The sequence below is a fragment of the Streptococcus sp. UMB1203 genome (assembly GCF_030217725.1).
Taxonomy (GTDB): Bacteria; Bacillota; Bacilli; order Lactobacillales; family Streptococcaceae; genus Streptococcus.
Genome location: NZ_JASOOK010000004.1, coordinates 13742 through 32297, shown reverse-complemented (window position 1 = coordinate 32297; position 18556 = coordinate 13742). Strand labels below are relative to the sequence as shown.

Here is an 18556-nt window from a genome sequence, read left to right as displayed (position 1 = left end):
ATAGTAATGGAGCTTAGAAAATGAGATGATGTTTTCTAGCAAATATAAACCCGAGTAAAAAATGCCTACGGACAGGCAGGGTTGAATGCCGAAGCGTGGTTGAAAAACCACATTATTGATAGGGTTAAAAGCCTACTTTTATAAGTTGATGTTAGGACACTTGTCCTAATTCATAAATTTTTAGTGTGGTGAAAGCACACGTCATCTTGTGAAACGATCAATAAAGTACGTAATATTTGCTACTAGAGAGTTAGGAAACATCGGGAACAGACATACTCAACAGAAACAAACATAAAAACGTCAGAAGATTGCAGAGCAGGTGAAAACCTGCTCTTTTTTCATGAGTCAACCTTTAGTCGCCTTCGTCTTCTTGAGGCGCTACAAATACGGTAAAGGAGTATGTCTTGAAAGAGTTAGATCAAAACCAAGCCCCAATTTATGAGGCCATGGTGAAGTTGCGCAAGAAAAGGATTGTTCCCTTTGATGTTCCAGGTCACAAGCGTGGACGGGGAAATCCAGAACTTGTCGAACTGCTAGGTGAAAAATGTGTAGGCATTGATGTTAATTCGATGAAACCCTTGGATAATCTTGGTCACCCCATTTCGATTATTCGGGATGCAGAGGAGCTGGCAGCTGATGCTTTTGGAGCAGCCCATGCCTTTCTCATGATTGGGGGAACAACTTCATCGGTGCAGACTATGATTCTGTCAACCTGCAAGGCTGGAGATAAGATTATTCTGCCACGTAATGTCCATAAATCTGCTATTAATGCGTTGGTTCTATGTGGTGCCATTCCCATCTATATCGAGATGAGTGTAGATCCTAAAATTGGTATCGCTTTAGGTCTTGAAAATGATCGAGTAGCCAAGGCCATAAAGGACCATCCAGATGCCAAGGCCATTTTGATTAACAATCCTACTTACTACGGAATCTGTTCAGACCTAAGGGGATTGACAAAAATGGCTCATGAAGCTGGTATGATGGTTTTAGTAGATGAAGCCCACGGAGCGCATTTGCATTTTACAGATAAACTTCCAATTTCTGCTATGGATGCAGGTGCTGATATGGCAGCAGTCTCCATGCATAAGTCTGGTGGAAGTTTGACCCAAAGTTCGCTTCTTTTAATCGGGGAGCAGATGAATCCTGAATACGTACGTCAGATTATCAATCTTACCCAGTCAACATCCGCCTCTTATTTGTTGATGGCTAGTCTGGATATTTCGCGTCGCAACTTGGCTCTTCGTGGTAAAGAGTCTTTTGAGAAGGTCATTGAGTTATCAGAGTATGCTCGTCGTGAAATCAATGCTATCGGTGGATACTATGCCTACTCAAAAGAGTTAATAGACGGTGTTTCGGTTTGCGATTTTGACGTGACCAAGCTGTCAGTTTACACTCAGGGTATTGGCTTAACAGGTATCGAGGTTTATGACCTCCTACGAGACGAATACGACATTCAGATTGAGTTTGGTGATATTGGCAATATCTTGGCCTATATTTCGATTGGTGACCGGATCCAAGACATCGAGCGCTTGGTCGGTGCTTTAGCAGATATCAAGAGACTATACTCACGAGATGGGAAGGACTTGATAGCTGGAGAATATATCCAGCCCGAGTTAGTGCTGTCTCCACAAGAAGCCTTCTATTCAGAGAGAAAAAGTTTGACCTTAGATGAGTCTGTTGGACAGGTTTGTGGAGAATTTGTTATGTGTTACCCTCCAGGAATCCCTATCTTAGCTCCTGGTGAACGCATTACACGAGAAATTGTCGATTATATCCAATTTGCCAAGGAACGTGGTTGTTCCCTCCAAGGGACGGAAGATCCCGAGGTCAATCACATCAACGTCATTAAGAGAAAGGAGAACTAGATGGATTTATGGTTTTCTGAAGTTCATACTCCAGATGTGAAATTGTCCCTGAGAACAGCCAAGCAACTCTACGCTGGAAAAAGTGAATGGCAGGATATCGAAGTCTTGGATACGCCAGCTTTTGGAAAGATTTTGATTTTAAATGGGCATGTCTTGTTCTCAGATGCGGATGATTTTGTCTACAATGAAATGACTGTCCACGTTCCCATGGCTGTCCACCCAAATCCCAAGAAAGTTTTGGTTATTGGGGGTGGCGACGGAGGTGTTGCTCAAGTATTGACCCTCTATCCTGAGCTGGAGCAAATCGATATCGTGGAACCGGATGAGATGTTGGTCGAGGTTTGTCGTGAGTATTTCCCAGATTTTGCCGCAGGGCTAGATGATCCTCGTGTTACCATTTACTACCAAAATGGGCTACGCTTTTTGCGAAACTGCGAAGATGACTACGATATTATCATCAACGATGCGACAGATCCATTTGGACACACGGAAGGGCTCTTTACCAAGGAATTTTACGGCAACAGTTACAGAGCCTTGAAAGAAGACGGCATCATGATTTACCAGCATGGGAGTCCCTTCTTTGACGAGGATGAGTCAGCTTGCCGAAGCATGCACCGCAAGGTTAATCAAGCCTTCCCAATCAGTCGAGTTTATCAGGCACATATCCCTACCAGTCCTGCAGGCTATTGGTTATTTGGGTTTGCATCGAAAAAATACCACCCTGTCAAAGATTTTGACAAGGAAGGCTGGAAAAAACGCCAGCTTTTCACAGAATACTACACTGCAAACTTACACGTGGGAGCCTTTATGTTACCCAAGTATGTTGAGGACATTTTAGAAGAAGAGGAAGGAAAAAAATGAGTCGTTTATTAGTTATTGGATGTGGGGGCGTTGCCCAAGTTGCTATTTCAAAGATTTGTCAGGATAGCGAAACATTTAAAGAAATTATGATTGCTAGCCGTACTAAGTCAAAATGTGATGACTTGAAAGCGAAGCTAGAAGGTAAAACAAGTACCAAGATTGAAACAGCTGCTCTTGATGCTGACAAGGTAGAAGAAGTGATTGCCCTGATTGAAAGCTACAAACCAGAAGCTGTTTTGAACGTAGCTTTACCATATCAAGATTTAACAATTATGGATGCTTGTTTGACAACAGGTGTTCACTATATCGATACAGCAAACTACGAAGCAGAAGACACAGAAGACCCTGAATGGCGTGCCATCTACGAAAAACGCTGTAAGGAACTTGGATTTACAGCCTACTTTGACTACTCCTGGCAATGGGCTTATCAGGAAAAATTCAAAGAAGCAGGCTTGACCGCTCTGCTTGGCTCTGGATTTGATCCAGGGGTGACTAGTGTCTTTTCAGCCTATGCCCTCAAACACTATTTTGATGAAATCTACTATATCGACATTTTAGACTGTAATGGTGGTGACCACGGTTATCCATTTGCGACAAACTTCAACCCAGAAATCAATCTACGCGAGGTTTCTGCGCCAGGTTCTTACTGGGAAGATGGAAAATGGATCGAAGTAGAAGCTATGTCTATCAAGCGCGAGTACGATTTCCCTCAAGTTGGACAAAAAGATATGTATCTCCTTCACCATGAAGAAATTGAATCATTGGCCAAAAATATTCCTGGAGTCAAACGTATTCGTTTCTTTATGACCTTTGGTCAATCTTACTTGACTCACATGAAATGTCTTGAAAATGTTGGACTCCTTCGTACGGATACCATTAACTTTAATGGACAAGACATCGTTCCGATTCAATTCTTGAAAGCCTTGCTTCCAGATCCTGCCAGCCTTGGCCCACGTACTGTAGGTAAAACCAATATTGGATGTATCTTTACAGGTGTAAAAGATGGCGTTGAAAAGACCATCTACATCTACAATGTCTGCGACCATCAGGAATGTTACGCAGAAGTTGGTTCACAAGCAATTTCTTACACGACTGGCGTTCCAGCCATGATTGGGACAAAATTAGTTATGAACGGTACTTGGAAACAAGCTGGAGTTTACAACCTTGAAGAATTGGATCCAGATCCATTCATGGAAGCTTTGAATGAGTACGGATTGCCATGGGTTGTGGTAGAAAACCCACAAATGGTGGACTAATGAAGCTAGAACAAGTACCAACACCAGCTTACATCATTGACTTAGCCAAGTTAGAAGCCAACTGCCGTATCCTACAATATGTTCAAGAAGAAGCTGGTTGCAAGGTTTTGCTAGCTCAAAAGGCCTATTCCCTCTACAAAACCTATCCCTTGATTAGCCAGTATCTATCTGGTACGACAGCTAGTGGACTCTATGAGGCCAAATTGGCAAAGGAAGAATTTCCTGGTGAAGTCCATGTTTTTGCACCTGCTTTCAAGGATGCAGACTTGGAGGAATTGCTGGAGATAACGGACCATATCGTCTTTAACTCAGAGAGACAGTTACGTAAGCATGGGGCTCGTTGTCGTGAAGCTGGTGTAAGCGTGGGTTTGCGACTTAACCCTCAGTGTTCAACTCAAGGAGATCACGCTCTCTATGATCCTTGCGCCCCTGGATCCCGTTTCGGAGTTACTCTAGACAAGATTCCGAGTGATTTGCTAGATTTGGTTGACGGACTTCATTTTCATACCCTTTGCGAGCAGGGAGCAGATGATTTAGAGACAACTTTGAAAGCTGTAGAAGAACAGTTTGGTCCCTACTTACATGAGGTCAAATGGCTCAATATGGGGGGCGGACACCACATCACAAGAGAAGGTTACGATGTGGATTTGCTGATTTCTGAGATCAAGCGTATCCGAGAAACTTATAATCTTGAAGTCTATATCGAGCCGGGTGAAGCCATTGCGCTCAATGCGGGTTATCTAGCAACTGAAGTATTGGATATTGTCGAAAACGGTATGGAAATCTTGGTTTTAGATGCCTCTGCGACCTGCCATATGCCTGATGTACTTGAGATGCCCTATCGTCCACCTTTGAGAAATGGCTTTGAGGCACAGGAAAAAGCCCATACCTATAGACTTTCTTCCAATACTTGTCTGACAGGCGATGTGATTGGTGATTATAGCTTTGAAAATCCAGTTCAAATCGGAGACAGACTTTATTTTGAAGATATGGCCATTTATTCTTTTGTCAAAAATAATACCTTTAATGGTATTGGATTGCCAAGTCTCTATCTCATGGACGAACAGGGTGACTGTAGCTTGGTCAAAGCCTTCGGCTATCAAGACTTTAAAGGGAGATTATCATGATAGAAACTCCGAAAAAAGCGGGCTATCGCATGGCAGCAGAGTACGAACCCCATCATGGTACCCTCATGATATGGCCGACTCGACCAGGATCATGGCCTTTTCAAGGAAAAGCTGCTAAAGCAGCATTTAGCCAGATTATAAAAACCATAGCAGAAGGAGAAAGAGTCTATCTTTTGGTGGGCCAAGACTACTTAGCTGAAGCCCAAGACTACCTTGGAGATAGCGTTGTTTATTTAGACATTCCCACCAATGATGCCTGGGCTCGTGATACAGGTCCGACCATTCTTGTCAATGATAAAGGCCAGAAATTAGCCATGGATTGGTCTTTCAATGCCTGGGGTGGTGCTGTTGATGGTCTTTATCAAGATTATGAAGATGATGACCAAGTAGCCAGTCGTTTTGCTGAGTCCTTGGAAATGCCTGTTTATGATGCCAAACCTTTTGTCCTAGAAGGCGGAGCGATACATAGCGATGGTCAAGGAACCATTATCGTAACTGAAAGTTGCCTTCTCAGTCTTGGTCGCAATCCTCATCTGACTAAAGAGGAAATCGAGAGTACCTTATTAGAGTACCTTGGAGCTGAAAAAGTCATTTGGCTTCCTTATGGTATTTATCAGGACGAAACCAATGAACACGTTGACAATGTTGCTGCCTTTGTTGGTCCTGCTGAGCTTGTTTTGGCTTGGACAGACGACAAAAGCGATCCTCAATATGCCATGTCAGCAGCTGATTTAGCGCTTTTAGAAAAGGAAACAGATGCAAAAGGTCGTCACTTCACCATTCATAAACTTCCAATTCCAGCCCTTCATCAAGTTGTAACCAAAGAGGATTTGCCAGGCTACATCTATGAAGAAGGAGAAGAAGAGCGATACGCAGGTGAACGACTAGCAGCTTCCTACGTAAACTTTTATATCGCCAACAAGGCTGTCCTTGTTCCCCAGTTTCAAGATAAAAACGATCAAGTGGCCTTAGATATCCTCAGTAAGTGTTTCCCAGACCGTAAAGTTGTCGGAATTCCAGCCAGAGATATTCTATTAGGTGGTGGCAATATCCACTGTATCACCCAACAAATCCCAGAATAGGAGAAAAAGATGAGAAATGTAAGAGTTGCAGCTATTCAGATGAAATGCGCTAAGGATGTGGCAACAAATATCCAAACCGCAGAGCGTTTAGTACGTCATGCTGCAGAACAAGGCGCACAAATTATTCTTTTACCCGAGTTGTTTGAACGTCCCTATTTCTGTCAGGAACGCAAGTATGACTACTATCAGCATGCCCAATCTGTAGTAGAAAATACTGCCATTCAGCATTTTAAGGCGATTGCTAAGGAACTACAAGTTGTTTTACCGATCAGTTTCTATGAAAAAGATGGCAATGTCTTATATAACTCTATTGCTGTCATTGATGCAGATGGGGAAGTGCTGGGCGTTTATCGGAAGACCCACATACCAGACGACCATTACTATCAAGAGAAATTTTATTTTACGCCTGGCAACACAGGTTTCAAGGTCTGGGATACTCGCTATGCCAAGATTGGGGTCGGTATCTGTTGGGATCAATGGTTTCCTGAAACAGCGCGCTGTCTTGCGTTAAATGGTGCTGAATTGCTCTTTTATCCAACTGCTATTGGCTCTGAGCCTATCCTAGATACGGACAGTTGTGGTCACTGGCAACGTACTATGCAAGGTCATGCAGCAGCAAATATTGTCCCAGTTATTGCAGCCAATCGTTATGGATTAGAGGAAGTCACTCCAAGTGAGGAAAATGGTGGACAGAGTTCCAGTCTTGACTTCTACGGTTCCTCCTTTATGACGGATGAAACAGGAGCTATTCTAGAGCGAGCTGAAAGACAAGCTGAAGCTGTTCTGTTAGCTACTTATGACCTAGACAAGGGAGCAAGCGAACGCCTAAACTGGGGCTTATTTCGAGATAGAAGACCAGAAATGTATCGACGAATTACAGATTAGTGTGGGAGAAATGTGAGATTCATTCTACTAGACTAACTTCTTATTAGCAACAGAAAAATGCTATGCTATCTAGCAAGTAGATTTTGTATTTTAACCCTCTAAGGCTTTCTCGCGCTTTTATGCGAGGAGCTTTTCTGTTTAAGATTTATCAATAAAACATGCTATAATAGTTGCAGAAAGGTTGGTATTTATGGCTAGAATATTGGTTATTGAAGACAATAGTGACATTCAAGAAATTTTGCGAACACTTCTTACTGAGGAACATGAGGTGATTCAAGCCTTTTCTGGTACAGAAGGAATCATGCGTTTTGACCAAGGGGAGATTGACCTCGTTTTGCTAGATATCATGCTTCCTGGGAAAAATGGGGATCAGGTTTTAAAAGCCATCAGGGAACAAAGTCAAATTCCAATCATTATGCTAACAGCTTTGAGCGATAAGAAGTTAATCAGTCAATACCTCTTAGACGGTGCCAATGATTACATAGTCAAGCCTTTTGATTTGGACGAAGTCTTTGCCAGAGTTACTGTTCAACTACGCCAAAGTGCAGAAAAACAGCCTGTGGAAATAGTAATAACTGAAAATCTGCCACAAAACTTGAAAAATATCCAGTTTGATGCAGAAAGTTTTGAAATCAAAAATAGCCAGGAAACGATTCGCCTTGCCAAGAAAGAATGCTTGATTCTCCAAACTCTCCTTAAACACCCTAAGAAAATTTTCACCAAGGAAGAACTTTATGAATTGGTCTGGGAGGAGAGCTATCTACCTGGAGATAATACCCTCAATACGCATTTGAGTAATCTTCGAAAAAAATTAAACCAGCTTGACCCAAATCAAGAATATATTGAAACCATCTGGGGAGTTGGGGTAAGATTAAAAGGAGACAAGCAATGACCTACATGATAATTTTTGTCCTACTGATACTCCTAATTATTTTATCGATTGCATTGATTCGCTACCATCTAGCACTTAAAAACTTGAGTCAACAGATTGAAGACAAGATTCTCACAGGTAGCATGAAAAGAGTCGGAGTCAGCATTTTTTCCAAACATTTTTTACATCTCTACCAGCAGATTGAGAATCTATTTCAGGAAGTAGAACAATCTCGGTTGGTTATGAAAAGGGAAAAGCAGACTCTGGATATGGCCATCAGCAATATCGCTCATGATATTCGGACGCCTTTGACTATCGCTTCAGGCTACACCCAACAATTGATAAAAACTCCTGAAAACAAAGCAGAAACCTTACAAAAAATAGCCCAGCATCTTGATTTAGTTTCCAAACGTTTGGAGGCACTCCTAGAATACCGTCGTTTGATGGAAGGAGCTGTCAAACCGAAACTGGAAGAAGTGGACCTTTCAGCTTTTATCACCAAAAAGACTTTGGCTTATTATGATGTTTTTCAGGCGGCAAATATCACGCTTGATTTTAAGGTTGAAACTGGTTTAAAAATGATGACTGATGAAGACTTACTGGATCGAATTTTACAAAATCTGCTTGGGAATGTCCTCAAACATGGCAAGGAAGAAGCACGTCTATCTTTGCGAAAGGAAAAGGAACAGCTTGTCTTAGAGATTGCAAACCTTGTCAAACAGCCCATCAAAAGAATAGAAAATCTCAGCAACCGTTTTTATTCTGAAAATCTATCAGATACTGAAGAATCCTCTGGTTTAGGCCTTTACATCACTGAGGAATTATGTCATCTTCTCGGTGCAGAGATGAAACTAAGCACAAATGGACAGTGGTTATCGGTTTTTATTTATTTTTAACAAAAAGAAACCTCCTCTGTAGGCTAGAGGAGGTCTTTTTTATAGACTTTTCTTTTTGAAAACTGTCAGTCCACTTATATTAAAGATTACAATAACAGCTAAGGTAACTATAATAGTATAGAAAATTGACTCATTATTAGCAGTCATAGCATAGGTAAATTGCAAGGACAAATATGGCAAAATTTTGATATTTGGAAAAATGATCATTGGCATAGAAAGGATGATAGAGCTAATCAGATAACCAATAAATACGGCAAGATAAGAATGACTAACATAGAGGATGAACGAAACAATGGAAAGCCAAGCGAGGAGGCAGAGAAATTGAAGGAAAATCATTAAGAGGAGATTGGCAATAAAACCATCAGGCATCGTACCAAGTCCGTTCAGTAGAGTTGAGGGAACAAAAGCAATCACAAGGCTGGCGATGAGTTGCAAGAGAGCGATGCTTGCTAGTACAAAGGATTTAGCGAAGAAAAACTCTGTACGAGAAACGCCAACTGTCAAACTATTTTTATAAAGCTTGCCGATTAGATCGACCCCAAGAACTAAACATGTTAGAATAATGCAGAGAAAAACAAGATTTGAATCATTGCTAGACGCATTGATAAGAGCTTGAATACCGTCCCAACCATGGGTTGGAATTTCTGGTTCTTCTGTCTGGATTGCCATCAGATGGCCTGTAGCCCCGATAGTGGCACCCATTAGCATGAGAGCAAAGAGAATGACCTCTGTAATCCAAAAACCTTTGGAACGGAAAAGACGGTAAAAGTCTGCTTGAATGGTATGTATCATGATTTTCCTCCTATTCGACCAATTGAGTGAAGTATTCTTCTAGGTTTTGACGGGCGTAGTAAATCTCGTCAATGTCAACATCTGCCAAGGTTAATTCCTTGAGAATCTGTTTGACATCTTGTTCCTGACCAAAGATGTGAATTTCGTTTTCAGGATTAACAACCTTGAACTGGAGCTGAATTTGTTCTTTCAATACTTGACAAGCTTTCTCTTGGTCGGCTGTCTTAAGCACAATATAATCCTCACTTAGTGTTTCAAATTCAGCTTTGCTGATTTCACGGATAATCTTGCCTTGATCTAAAATACCAAAACGATTAGCTACGAGGTAGAGTTCTGACAAGATATGGCTAGAGATGAGAATGGTTATCCCTTGTTCTTGATTGAGCCGTTGAATCATTAGTCGAAATTCTTTGATACCGATTGGGTCGAGACCATTGATAGGTTCATCTAAGATTAGGAAATCTGGTTTGGATAGGAGAGCAATGGCAATACCAAGTCTTTGCTTCATTCCTAGCGAAAAATCACGAAAGACTTTTTTACCTGTATCTGGCAAACCTACATAGTCCAGTGTTTCTCGAATGACTTGATCAGCATTTGGAATATGACGAATCATACAGTAATATTTCAGATTTTGGTAGGCTGTCAAGTGATTATGAGCTACAGGTGATTCGATCACTGAACCTACTCGAGATAGAGCCTTGGTCCACTCATTTTCCGTTTGGCTAGAAAAGAGGGAAACAGTTCCTTTATCCGCAAACAGTAGTTGCGTAATGATTTTGATTAAGGTAGTCTTCCCAGCTCCGTTCTTTCCGATAAGTCCATAAATATCTCCCTCTCTTATCGTTAGATGAAGATCCTGAAGAATAGCTTGTTTGTCAAAGTTTTTGGACAATCCATGAATGTCGAGTACTGTTTTCATGATTCTCCCCTTTTGATTTATTTTGTTAACTTTAGTATAAAGCATAGAAATCAAAGAAAGCTCAAGCATTTCTAAAGAGTTTCTAAAGTTTTAGGAATTCTTAAATATCAAAACCCAGTTGACATGAACTGGGCTTCTTAATTATAAAATATATTTCTCAATGGCACGCGCAACGCCGTCTTCTTCGTTGCTGGCTGTAACGGCATCCGCAAGAGATTTGACATAATCGCTGGCATTTCCCATTGCAATCCCAAGCCCTGCAAACTGGAGCATTTCGATATCGTTATTGGCATCGCCCATGGCCATAATTTCTGAGGAATCAATCTTCAAAATCTCAGCTAGTCGTGAAAGAGCAGTAGCCTTTGTCGTTCCAAGTGGCATAGCTTCATAAATGACAGGCTGCGAACGAACTCCACTAAAACGTTGGCAAAGCTCTTCAGAAAAACGCTCTTCAAAATCATCAGTTTGCTCTTTTGTACCCAAAAACATCCCTTGGAACATCCGGTACTTACCACTAGTCGCTTCCTCAAGGGAAATTTCAGTCAGGTCTGAAAAGACTAGTTTAGCATCATTTTCAATGATTTGATTTGGTTTACCACCGAGGACAAAATAATGTTCCTCATCAAAAAGAGTCAACTGAACATCGCTTTTTTCAGCTAGGTCATAGAGGTATTCAATGTCAGCTGGACTAAGTTCTTGCCAGTCAACTAGTCCCCAGTCGCTGGTCTGGTGAGTTGAACAACCGTTGTTAACAATGACATATTCGTTCTGGAGGTCAAGTCCCAGTTTTTTATAGTAGGGAAGGACGCCGAAAAGCGGGCGACCCGTACAGAGAACCAGTTTGACACCTTTTTCAATAGCTTGGTGAATAGCAGTAATGTGAGCTTGTGGGATTTCCTTGTCTTCATTGAGGAGGGTTCCGTCCATATCCAAGGCTAGTAGTTTAATCATAAGACTTCCTTCTTTATCTTTTGTTATTATTATAGCATATTTTAGAGGAAAGGAGGAGGAATCTTTGGGCTAATCATGGTATAATAAAAGGTAATGAAAATTGCAACGAGGCAGAGATGAAATTACTTTATACTGATATTCGGACTTCTTTGACAGAAATTCTAACCAGAGAGGCAGAAGAGCTAGTTGCTGCTGGTAAGCGGATCTTCTATATCGCTCCTAACTCTCTTTCTTTTGAAAAGGAACGTGCCGTGCTGGAATGCTTGTCCCAGCAGGCTTCTTTTGCGATTACCGTCACGCGCTTTGCGCAGATGGCTCGTTACCTGATTTTGAATGATTTGCCTGCCAAAACCAGTCTAGATGACATCGGTCTTGGGATGGTCTTTTACAAATGCCTTGCCGAACTTGATCCCAAAGACTTACGAGTATACGGTGCCATCAAGCAGGATCCTCAATTTATCCAGCAGTTGATTGATCTTTATCACGAGATGACCAAAGCTCAGATGAGTTTTTTGGACTTGGAGAGTTTGACAGATGAGGACAAGAGGGCCGATTTACTCTTGATTTTTGAGAAAGTAACGGCCTATCTTAACCAAGGGCAGTTAGCTCAGGGAAGTCAGTTATCCCATTTGATTGAGGCTATTGAGAATGACAAGGTAAGTAGTGATTTTACTCAAATCGCCTTGGTTATTGATGGATTTACCCGTTTTTCTGCTGAGGAAGAGCGAATTGTGGACCTACTTCATGGCAAGGGTGTTGAGGTTGTCATTGGGGTTTATGCTAGTAAGAAAGCTTATACCAGTCCATTCGCTGAAGGCAATCTCTACCAAGCCAGTGTGGAGTTTCTCCATTATCTAGCCTCTAAATACCAAACTCCTGCTCTGGATTGTTCTCAAACTCATGAGCAGATGGATAGTTTTGACAAGGCCTCTCGTTTGCTGGAGTCTTCTTATGACTTTTCAGAACTCGCTTTGGATGTCGATGAGAAAGACCGTGAAAACTTACAAATCTGGTCTTGCTTGACGCAAAAGGAGGAGTTGGAGCTAGTAGCCCGTAGCATCCGTCAGAAATTACATGCCAATCCAGACCTGAGCTACAAGCATTTTCGTATTCTCTTGGGTGATGTGGCTTCTTACCAGTTATCGCTGAAAACTATTTTTGACCAGTATCAGATTCCTTTTTATCTTGGTAGAAGCGAAGCTATGGCGCATCATCCCTTGACACAGTTTGTCGAGTCTATATTGGCTTTAAAACGCTATCGTTTCCGTCAGGAAGATTTGATTAATCTTCTCAGAACTGGTTTGTATACCGACCTTAGTCAGGCGGATATTGATGCTTTTGAGCAATATATACGCTATCTTGGCATCAATGGCTTGCCAGCCTTTCAGCAAACCTTCACCAAGTCCCACCATGGAAAGTTTGATTTGGAACGTTTAAATGCTCTTCGTTTGCGTATTTTAACCCCTCTTGAGACTCTCTTTACCAGCCGAAAGCAGAAGGCTGAAAATCTCTTGCAAAAGTGGAATAGCTTTCTAAAAGAAGGAGCGGTGACCAAGCAACTGCAAAATTTGACAGCTAGAATGGAAGCTCTTGAACAGGAAAGACAAGCCGAAGTTTGGAAGGCATTCTGTCATGTTTTAGAACAATTTGCGACTGTTTTTGCTGGTTCACAAATTAGTCTGGAGGACTTCTTGTCCTTGCTTCATTCCGGTATGAGCCTATCTCAGTATCGTACTATTCCAGCAACAGTAGACACAGTTCTGGTGCAGAGTTACGATTTGATTGCACCACTGACTGCTGACTTTGTCTACGCCATTGGTCTAACTCAGGACAATTTACCAAAAATTTCTCAAAACACCAGTCTTTTGACAGATGAAGAGAGACAGAGCCTAAACCAAGCGACAGAAGATGGGGCGCAATTGCTGATTGCTAGCAGTGAAAATCTCAAGAAAAATCGCTATACTATGCTTTCCTTGGTTAATTCTGCCCGTAAGCAGTTAGTTTTGTCGGCTCCAAGCCTTTTTAATGAAAGCGAAAGCAAAGAATCTGCCTATCTTCAAGAGCTGGTCCATTTTGGATTTAGTCGGAAAGAGAAGAGGAAGAATCACAAAGGGCTGTCTAAGGAAGATATGGGGTCCTATCACAGTCTTTTGTCTAGTCTGGTTGCCTATCACCAGCAGGGCGAGATGAGTGAGACTGAGCAAGATTTGACATTTATTAAGGTTCTGGCGCGTGTCATGGGTAAAAAACTAGACCAGCAAGGTCTGGAAAATCCAGCCCTTCCAACCAGCCCAAGCAGTAAGCAGTTGACCAAGGACACCTTACAGGCTCTCTATCCTGCTGAACAGGAATTTTACCTGTCTACATCTGGTTTGACGGAGTTTTACCGGAACCAATACAGTTATTTCCTCCGCTACGTGTTAGGCTTGCAGGAGGAATTGCGCCTACGTCCGGATGCTCGTAGTCACGGAAATTTCTTGCACCGTATATTTGAACGTGCCTTGCAGTTGCCTGACGAAGATTCCTTTGACCAACGTTTGGAACAAGCTATCCACGAAACCAGTCAGGAACGGGAATTTGAAGCTATATATCAAGAAAGTTTGGAAGCCCAGTTTACCAAGGAAGTTCTGCTTGATGTTGCGCGGACGACTGGTCACATTCTCCGCCATAATCCAGCCATCGAAACCATCAAAGAAGAAGCAAATTTCGGTGGGAAAGAGCAAGCCTTTATTCAATTGGATAATGGGCGCAGTGTCTTTGTACGAGGTAAGGTTGACCGCATTGATCGATTGAAAGCTGATGGGGCGATAGGAGTAGTAGACTACAAGTCTAGTCTAACTCAGTTCCAGTTTCCTCATTTCTTTAATGGGCTCAATTCCCAGTTGCCAACCTATCTAGCTGCCTTAAAAAGACAAGGGGAACAGAACTTTTTCGGAGCCATGTACTTAGAAATGGCTGAACCAGTCCAATCTCTCTTGACCGTTAAGAGTTTGGCAGGAGCGGTAGTAGAAGCCAGCAAGTCAATGAAATACCAAGGCCTCTTTTTAGAGAAAGAAAGTAGTCATTTAGGCGAATTTTACAATAAAAACAAGGCCAATCAGCTGACAGACGAGGAATTCCAGCTCCTACTGGACTACAATGCCCATCTTTACAAGAAAGCAGCTGAGAAAATTTTAGAAGGTCAGTTCGCCATTAACCCTTATACTGAAAATGGCAGAAATATTGCACCGTATGTTCAGCAACATCAAGCCATCACAGGATTTGAAGCCAATTACCACTTGGGCCAAGCCCGTTTCCTAGAGAAGTTAGACTTGGCTGACGGCAAGCGTCTGGTCGGAGAAAAACTCAAGCAAGCTTGGTTTGAAAAAATAAGAGAGGAGTTGAATCGATGAAGCCTATTCCCTTTTTAACTGAGGAGGAAATTCAAAACTTGCAAGAAGCAGAAGCGAGTTCGAGCAAGGAACAGAAGAAAACTGCCGAGCAAATCGAAGCCATCTACACTTCTGGTCAGAATATCCTCGTTTCAGCATCGGCTGGTTCTGGAAAGACTTTTGTCATGGCCGAGCGTATTCTGGACCAATTAGCGCGTGGTGTCGAAATTTCTCAACTCTTTATCTCAACCTTTACCGTCAAGGCTGCGACTGAACTTAAAGAACGTTTGGAGAAAAAAATCAGCCAACAAATCCAAGAAAGCGATGACGTTGACCTCAAACAACACTTGGGTCGCCAGTTGGCAGACCTACCCAACGCGGCTATTGGTACCATGGACTCTTTTACACAAAAATTCCTTGGTAAACATGGCTATTTGCTTGATATTGCGCCTAATTTCCGTATTTTACAAAACCAAAGCGAGCAACTTCTTCTAAAAAACGAAGTCTTCCATGAGGTCTTTGAAGCCCATTACCAAGGAATACAGAAAGCAAAGTTTAGTCGTTTGCTAAAAAACTTTGCTGGACGTGGAAAAGATGAACGGGGTCTGCGCCAGCAAGTCTATAAAATTTATGACTTTCTCCAATCCACCAGTAATCCTCAGAAATGGTTAAGTGAATCTTTTCTCAAAGGCTTTGAAAAAGCTGATTTTACCAGTGAAAAAGAAAAACTGACTGAGAAAATCCAGCAAGCCCTTTGGGACTTGGAAAGTTTCTTCCGTTATCATCTGGATAATGATGCCAAGGAGTTTCCAAAGGCAGCCTATTTAGAAAATGTTCAGCTGATTCTGGATGAAATTGGCTCCCTAAATCAGGAGTCCGATAGTCAGGCTTATCAAGCAGTGCTTGCGCGTATTGTCGCAATTTCGAAAGAGAAAAACGGTCGAGCTCTGACCAATGCCAGTCGCAAGGCTGATTTGAAGCCACTGGCCGATGCCTACAATGAAGAAAGAAAATCCCAGATTGCAAAACTAGGACAACTAGCAGACCAGATAACCATTCTCGACTATCAAGAACGTTATCATGGAGACACTTGGAAACTAGCTAAGACCTTCCAATCTTTCATGAGTGATTTTGTAGAGGCCTATCGTGAACGTAAACGTCAGGAAAATGCCTTTGAATTCGCTGATATTAGCCATTATACCATTGAGATTTTAGAGAATTTCCCACAAGTTCGTGAGGCTTATCAGGAGCGCTTCCACGAAGTTATGGTCGATGAGTATCAGGATACCAACCATATTCAAGAACGGATGCTGGAATTACTTTCTAATGGCCACAATCGCTTTATGGTGGGGGATATCAAGCAATCTATCTATCGTTTCCGTCAGGCAGATCCGCAGATTTTTAATGAAAAATTTCAACGCTATGTGCAAAATCCAAAAGAGGGCAAGCTCATTCTCCTCAAAGAAAATTTCCGTAGTAGTTCAGAAGTGCTGTCAGCAACCAATGATGTTTTTGCACGACTTATGGACCAAGAGGTTGGCGAAATCAACTATGATAACATGCACCAGCTTGTCTTTGCCAATACCAAACTGACTCCTAATCCAGAAAACAAGGCAGAATTTCTCCTCTATGACAAGGACGATACAGGTGAGGAAGAAGAGAGTCAAACAGAAACGAAACTAACAGGTGAAATGCGCTTAGTTATCAAGGAAATCCTTAAACTCCATAAGGAACAAGGTGTTGCCTTTAAAGAAATCGCCCTTCTGACCTCCAGTCGCAGTCGTAATGACCAGATTCTCCTCGCCCTGTCTGAGTACGGAATTCCTGTCAAAACCGACGGAGAGCAAAACAACTATCTCCAATCTCTAGAAGTACAAGTCATGCTAGACACCCTTCGTGTTATTCACAATCCTCTTCAAGACTATGCCTTGGTTGCCCTTATGAAGTCTCCTATGTTTGGCTTTGACGAGGATGAGCTAGCACGTTTGTCCCTTCAGAAAGCAGAGGATAAAGTCCAAGAAAATCTCTATGAGAAACTGGTCAATGCACAAAAACTGGCAAGTAGTCAAAAAGGCTTGATTCACACATCTCTAGCTGAGAAACTAAAGCAATTCATGGATATCTTGGCTTCTTGGCGCTTGTATACCAAAACGCACTCCCTCTATGACTTGATTTGGAAGATTTACAACGACCGCTTTTATTATGATTATGTTGGAGCTTTGCCAAATGGTCCTGCTAGACAGGCAAATCTCTATGCCCTAGCACTGCGAGCTGACCAGTTTGAAAAGAGCAATTTCAAAGGCTTGTCGCGTTTTATTCGTATGATTGACCAAGTTTTAGAAGCTCAGCACGATTTGGCAAGCGTGGCTGTCGCACCGCCAAAAGATGCAGTAGAGCTCATGACCATCCACAAGAGTAAAGGGCTGGAGTTTCCTTACGTCTTTATTCTCAATATGGATCAAGACTTTAACAAGCAAGACTCTATGTCAGAAGTCATTCTCAGCCGTCAGAATGGTCTTGGTGTCAAGTATATTGCCAAGATGGATACAGGAGCAGTGGAAGCTTACTATCCTAAAACCATCAAACTCTCCATTCCTAGCCTGACCTATAGACAGAATGAGGAAGAACTGCAGCTGGCAAGCTATTCAGAGCAGATACGTCTACTGTATGTTGCCATGACGAGGGCTGAGAAAAAGCTCTATCTTGTCGGTAAGGGTTCTCGTGAAAAACTGGAAGCCAAGGAATATCCAGCAGCTAAAAATGGAAAACTAAATAGCAATACTAGACTTCAAGCCAAGAATTTCCAAGATTGGCTTTGGGCTATCAGCAAAGTGTTTGCCAAAGACAATCTCAACTTTAGTTATCGTTTTGTTGGAGAAGATCAGCTGACTAAAGAAGCTATCGGAGAGTTGGAAAACAAAAGCCTTCTACAAGATAGCTCCCAAACAGACAATCGCCAGTCTGAAACTATTAAAGAAGCTCTTGAAATGCTGAAAGAAGTGGAAGTATATAATACTCTTCACCGTTCAGCCATTGAACTTCCTAGTGTTCAGACCCCAAGTCAAATTAAAAAATTCTACGAACCAGTTATGGATATGGAGGGGGTCGAGATTGCAGGTCAAGGCCAGTCAGTAGACAAGAAAATCAACTTTGATTTGCCAGATTTTTCAACCAAAGAAAAGGTAACAGGAGCTGAAATTGGTAGTGCCACCCACGAACTCATGCAGAGAATGGATCTCAGCCAGCAACCAACCCTTGCTAGCCTGACAGAAACTCTCAAACAAGTTCAAACCAGTCCAGCTGTTAGAGACAAGATCAATCTTGCTAAAATTCTTGCATTCTTTGACACAGCACTCGGTCAGGAAATTCTCTCTAATACCAACCATCTTTATCGCGAGCAACCTTTCTCCATGCTCAAACGAGACCAAAAGAGTCAGGAAGACTTTGTTGTCCGTGGTATCCTTGATGGCTATCTGCTTTACGAGGACAGAATTGTTCTGTTCGACTATAAGACAGACCGCTATGATGAACCAAGTCAACTCATAGACCGTTATCGTGGTCAGTTAGCCCTATACGGAGAGGCTTTATCTCGAGCCTATTCGATTGAAAATATTGAAAAATACTTGATTTTACTCGGTAAAGATGAGGTTCAAGTTGTAAAAGTATAATCTAGAAAGGAG

Annotated in this window: 13 protein-coding genes; 10 read left to right on the top strand and 3 right to left on the bottom strand. The window is 42.0% G+C overall.

Annotation, left to right across the window (positions count from 1 at the left end):
• The first annotated feature begins 404 nt into the window (after positions 1-404).
• From QP439_RS01840 to QP439_RS01805, 8 genes are all read left to right on the top strand, one after another.
• Positions 405-1865: an aminotransferase class I/II-fold pyridoxal phosphate-dependent enzyme gene (locus QP439_RS01840; RefSeq protein WP_223340492.1), complete on the top strand. Its 1461-nt coding sequence runs from the start codon at positions 405-407 to the stop codon at positions 1863-1865.
• Positions 1866-2726: a polyamine aminopropyltransferase gene (gene speE / locus QP439_RS01835; RefSeq protein ID WP_000366713.1), complete on the top strand. Its 861-nt coding sequence runs from the start codon at positions 1866-1868 to the stop codon at positions 2724-2726. It abuts the gene before it with no gap.
• Positions 2723-3982, top strand: a complete 1260-nt coding sequence (locus QP439_RS01830) for a saccharopine dehydrogenase family protein (RefSeq protein WP_285387345.1) — start codon at positions 2723-2725, stop codon at positions 3980-3982. Before speE ends, QP439_RS01830 begins: the two co-directional genes overlap by 4 nt.
• Positions 3982-5109, top strand: coding sequence for a carboxynorspermidine decarboxylase (nspC, locus tag QP439_RS01825; RefSeq protein ID WP_285387343.1), 1128 nt, complete (start codon positions 3982-3984; stop codon positions 5107-5109). Before QP439_RS01830 ends, nspC begins: the two co-directional genes overlap by 1 nt.
• The gene (gene aguA / locus QP439_RS01820) at positions 5106-6191 is read left to right on the top strand and encodes an agmatine deiminase (RefSeq protein WP_084887967.1); all 1086 of its coding nucleotides are present in this window, start codon (positions 5106-5108) and stop codon (positions 6189-6191) included. The genes nspC and aguA overlap by 4 nt, the downstream gene beginning before the upstream one ends.
• Positions 6192-6200: 9 nt before the next feature.
• Positions 6201-7076, top strand: a complete 876-nt coding sequence (aguB, locus tag QP439_RS01815) for an N-carbamoylputrescine amidase (RefSeq protein WP_285387339.1) — start codon at positions 6201-6203, stop codon at positions 7074-7076.
• 190 nt (positions 7077-7266) lie between these two features.
• The gene (locus QP439_RS01810) at positions 7267-7968 is read left to right on the top strand and encodes a response regulator transcription factor (RefSeq protein WP_285387337.1); all 702 of its coding nucleotides are present in this window, start codon (positions 7267-7269) and stop codon (positions 7966-7968) included.
• Positions 7965-8843: a sensor histidine kinase gene (locus QP439_RS01805; RefSeq protein ID WP_285387335.1), complete on the top strand. Its 879-nt coding sequence runs from the start codon at positions 7965-7967 to the stop codon at positions 8841-8843. Before QP439_RS01810 ends, QP439_RS01805 begins: the two co-directional genes overlap by 4 nt.
• A 39-nt stretch (positions 8844-8882) precedes the next feature.
• Here the strand turns inward: QP439_RS01805 and QP439_RS01800 are convergent, their stop codons facing one another.
• The 3 genes from QP439_RS01800 to QP439_RS01790 form a co-directional block, all read right to left on the bottom strand.
• A complete protein-coding gene (locus QP439_RS01800; protein ID WP_285387333.1) occupies positions 8883-9635 on the bottom strand; it encodes an ABC-2 transporter permease family protein in 753 nt (250 codons plus the stop codon).
• Between the two features lie 10 nt (positions 9636-9645).
• Positions 9646-10554: an ATP-binding cassette domain-containing protein gene (locus QP439_RS01795; RefSeq protein ID WP_285387331.1), complete on the bottom strand. Its 909-nt coding sequence runs from the start codon at positions 10552-10554 to the stop codon at positions 9646-9648.
• Between the two features lie 141 nt (positions 10555-10695).
• A complete protein-coding gene (locus tag QP439_RS01790; RefSeq protein WP_285387329.1) occupies positions 10696-11505 on the bottom strand; it encodes a Cof-type HAD-IIB family hydrolase in 810 nt (269 codons plus the stop codon).
• A gap of 116 nt (positions 11506-11621) precedes the next feature.
• Between QP439_RS01790 and rexB the strand changes: the two genes are divergently transcribed.
• A complete protein-coding gene (gene rexB, locus QP439_RS01785; RefSeq protein ID WP_285387327.1) occupies positions 11622-14897 on the top strand; it encodes an ATP-dependent nuclease subunit B in 3276 nt (1091 codons plus the stop codon).
• Positions 14894-18544: a helicase-exonuclease AddAB subunit AddA gene (gene addA / locus QP439_RS01780; protein ID WP_285387325.1), complete on the top strand. Its 3651-nt coding sequence runs from the start codon at positions 14894-14896 to the stop codon at positions 18542-18544. Before rexB ends, addA begins: the two co-directional genes overlap by 4 nt.
• Positions 18545-18556: the final 12 nt, after the last annotated feature.

What these genes read in the sequence shown, in the direction of transcription:
- speE (WP_000366713.1), top strand. Translation starts at nt 1,866, where the DNA reads ATGGATTTATGGTTTTCTGAAGTTCATACTCCAGATGTGAAATTGTCC.
- QP439_RS01830 (WP_285387345.1), top strand. Translation starts at nt 2,723, where the DNA reads ATGAGTCGTTTATTAGTTATTGGATGTGGGGGCGTTGCCCAAGTTGCT.
- nspC (WP_285387343.1), top strand. Translation starts at nt 3,982, where the DNA reads ATGAAGCTAGAACAAGTACCAACACCAGCTTACATCATTGACTTAGCC.
- aguA (WP_084887967.1), top strand. Translation starts at nt 5,106, where the DNA reads ATGATAGAAACTCCGAAAAAAGCGGGCTATCGCATGGCAGCAGAGTAC.
- aguB (WP_285387339.1), top strand. Translation starts at nt 6,201, where the DNA reads ATGAGAAATGTAAGAGTTGCAGCTATTCAGATGAAATGCGCTAAGGAT.
- QP439_RS01810 (WP_285387337.1), top strand. Translation starts at nt 7,267, where the DNA reads ATGGCTAGAATATTGGTTATTGAAGACAATAGTGACATTCAAGAAATT.
- QP439_RS01805 (WP_285387335.1), top strand. Translation starts at nt 7,965, where the DNA reads ATGACCTACATGATAATTTTTGTCCTACTGATACTCCTAATTATTTTA.
- QP439_RS01800 (WP_285387333.1), bottom strand. Translation starts at nt 9,635, where the DNA reads ATGATACATACCATTCAAGCAGACTTTTACCGTCTTTTCCGTTCCAAA.
- QP439_RS01795 (WP_285387331.1), bottom strand. Translation starts at nt 10,554, where the DNA reads ATGAAAACAGTACTCGACATTCATGGATTGTCCAAAAACTTTGACAAA.
- QP439_RS01790 (WP_285387329.1), bottom strand. Translation starts at nt 11,505, where the DNA reads ATGATTAAACTACTAGCCTTGGATATGGACGGAACCCTCCTCAATGAA.
- rexB (WP_285387327.1), top strand. Translation starts at nt 11,622, where the DNA reads ATGAAATTACTTTATACTGATATTCGGACTTCTTTGACAGAAATTCTA.
- addA (WP_285387325.1), top strand. Translation starts at nt 14,894, where the DNA reads ATGAAGCCTATTCCCTTTTTAACTGAGGAGGAAATTCAAAACTTGCAA.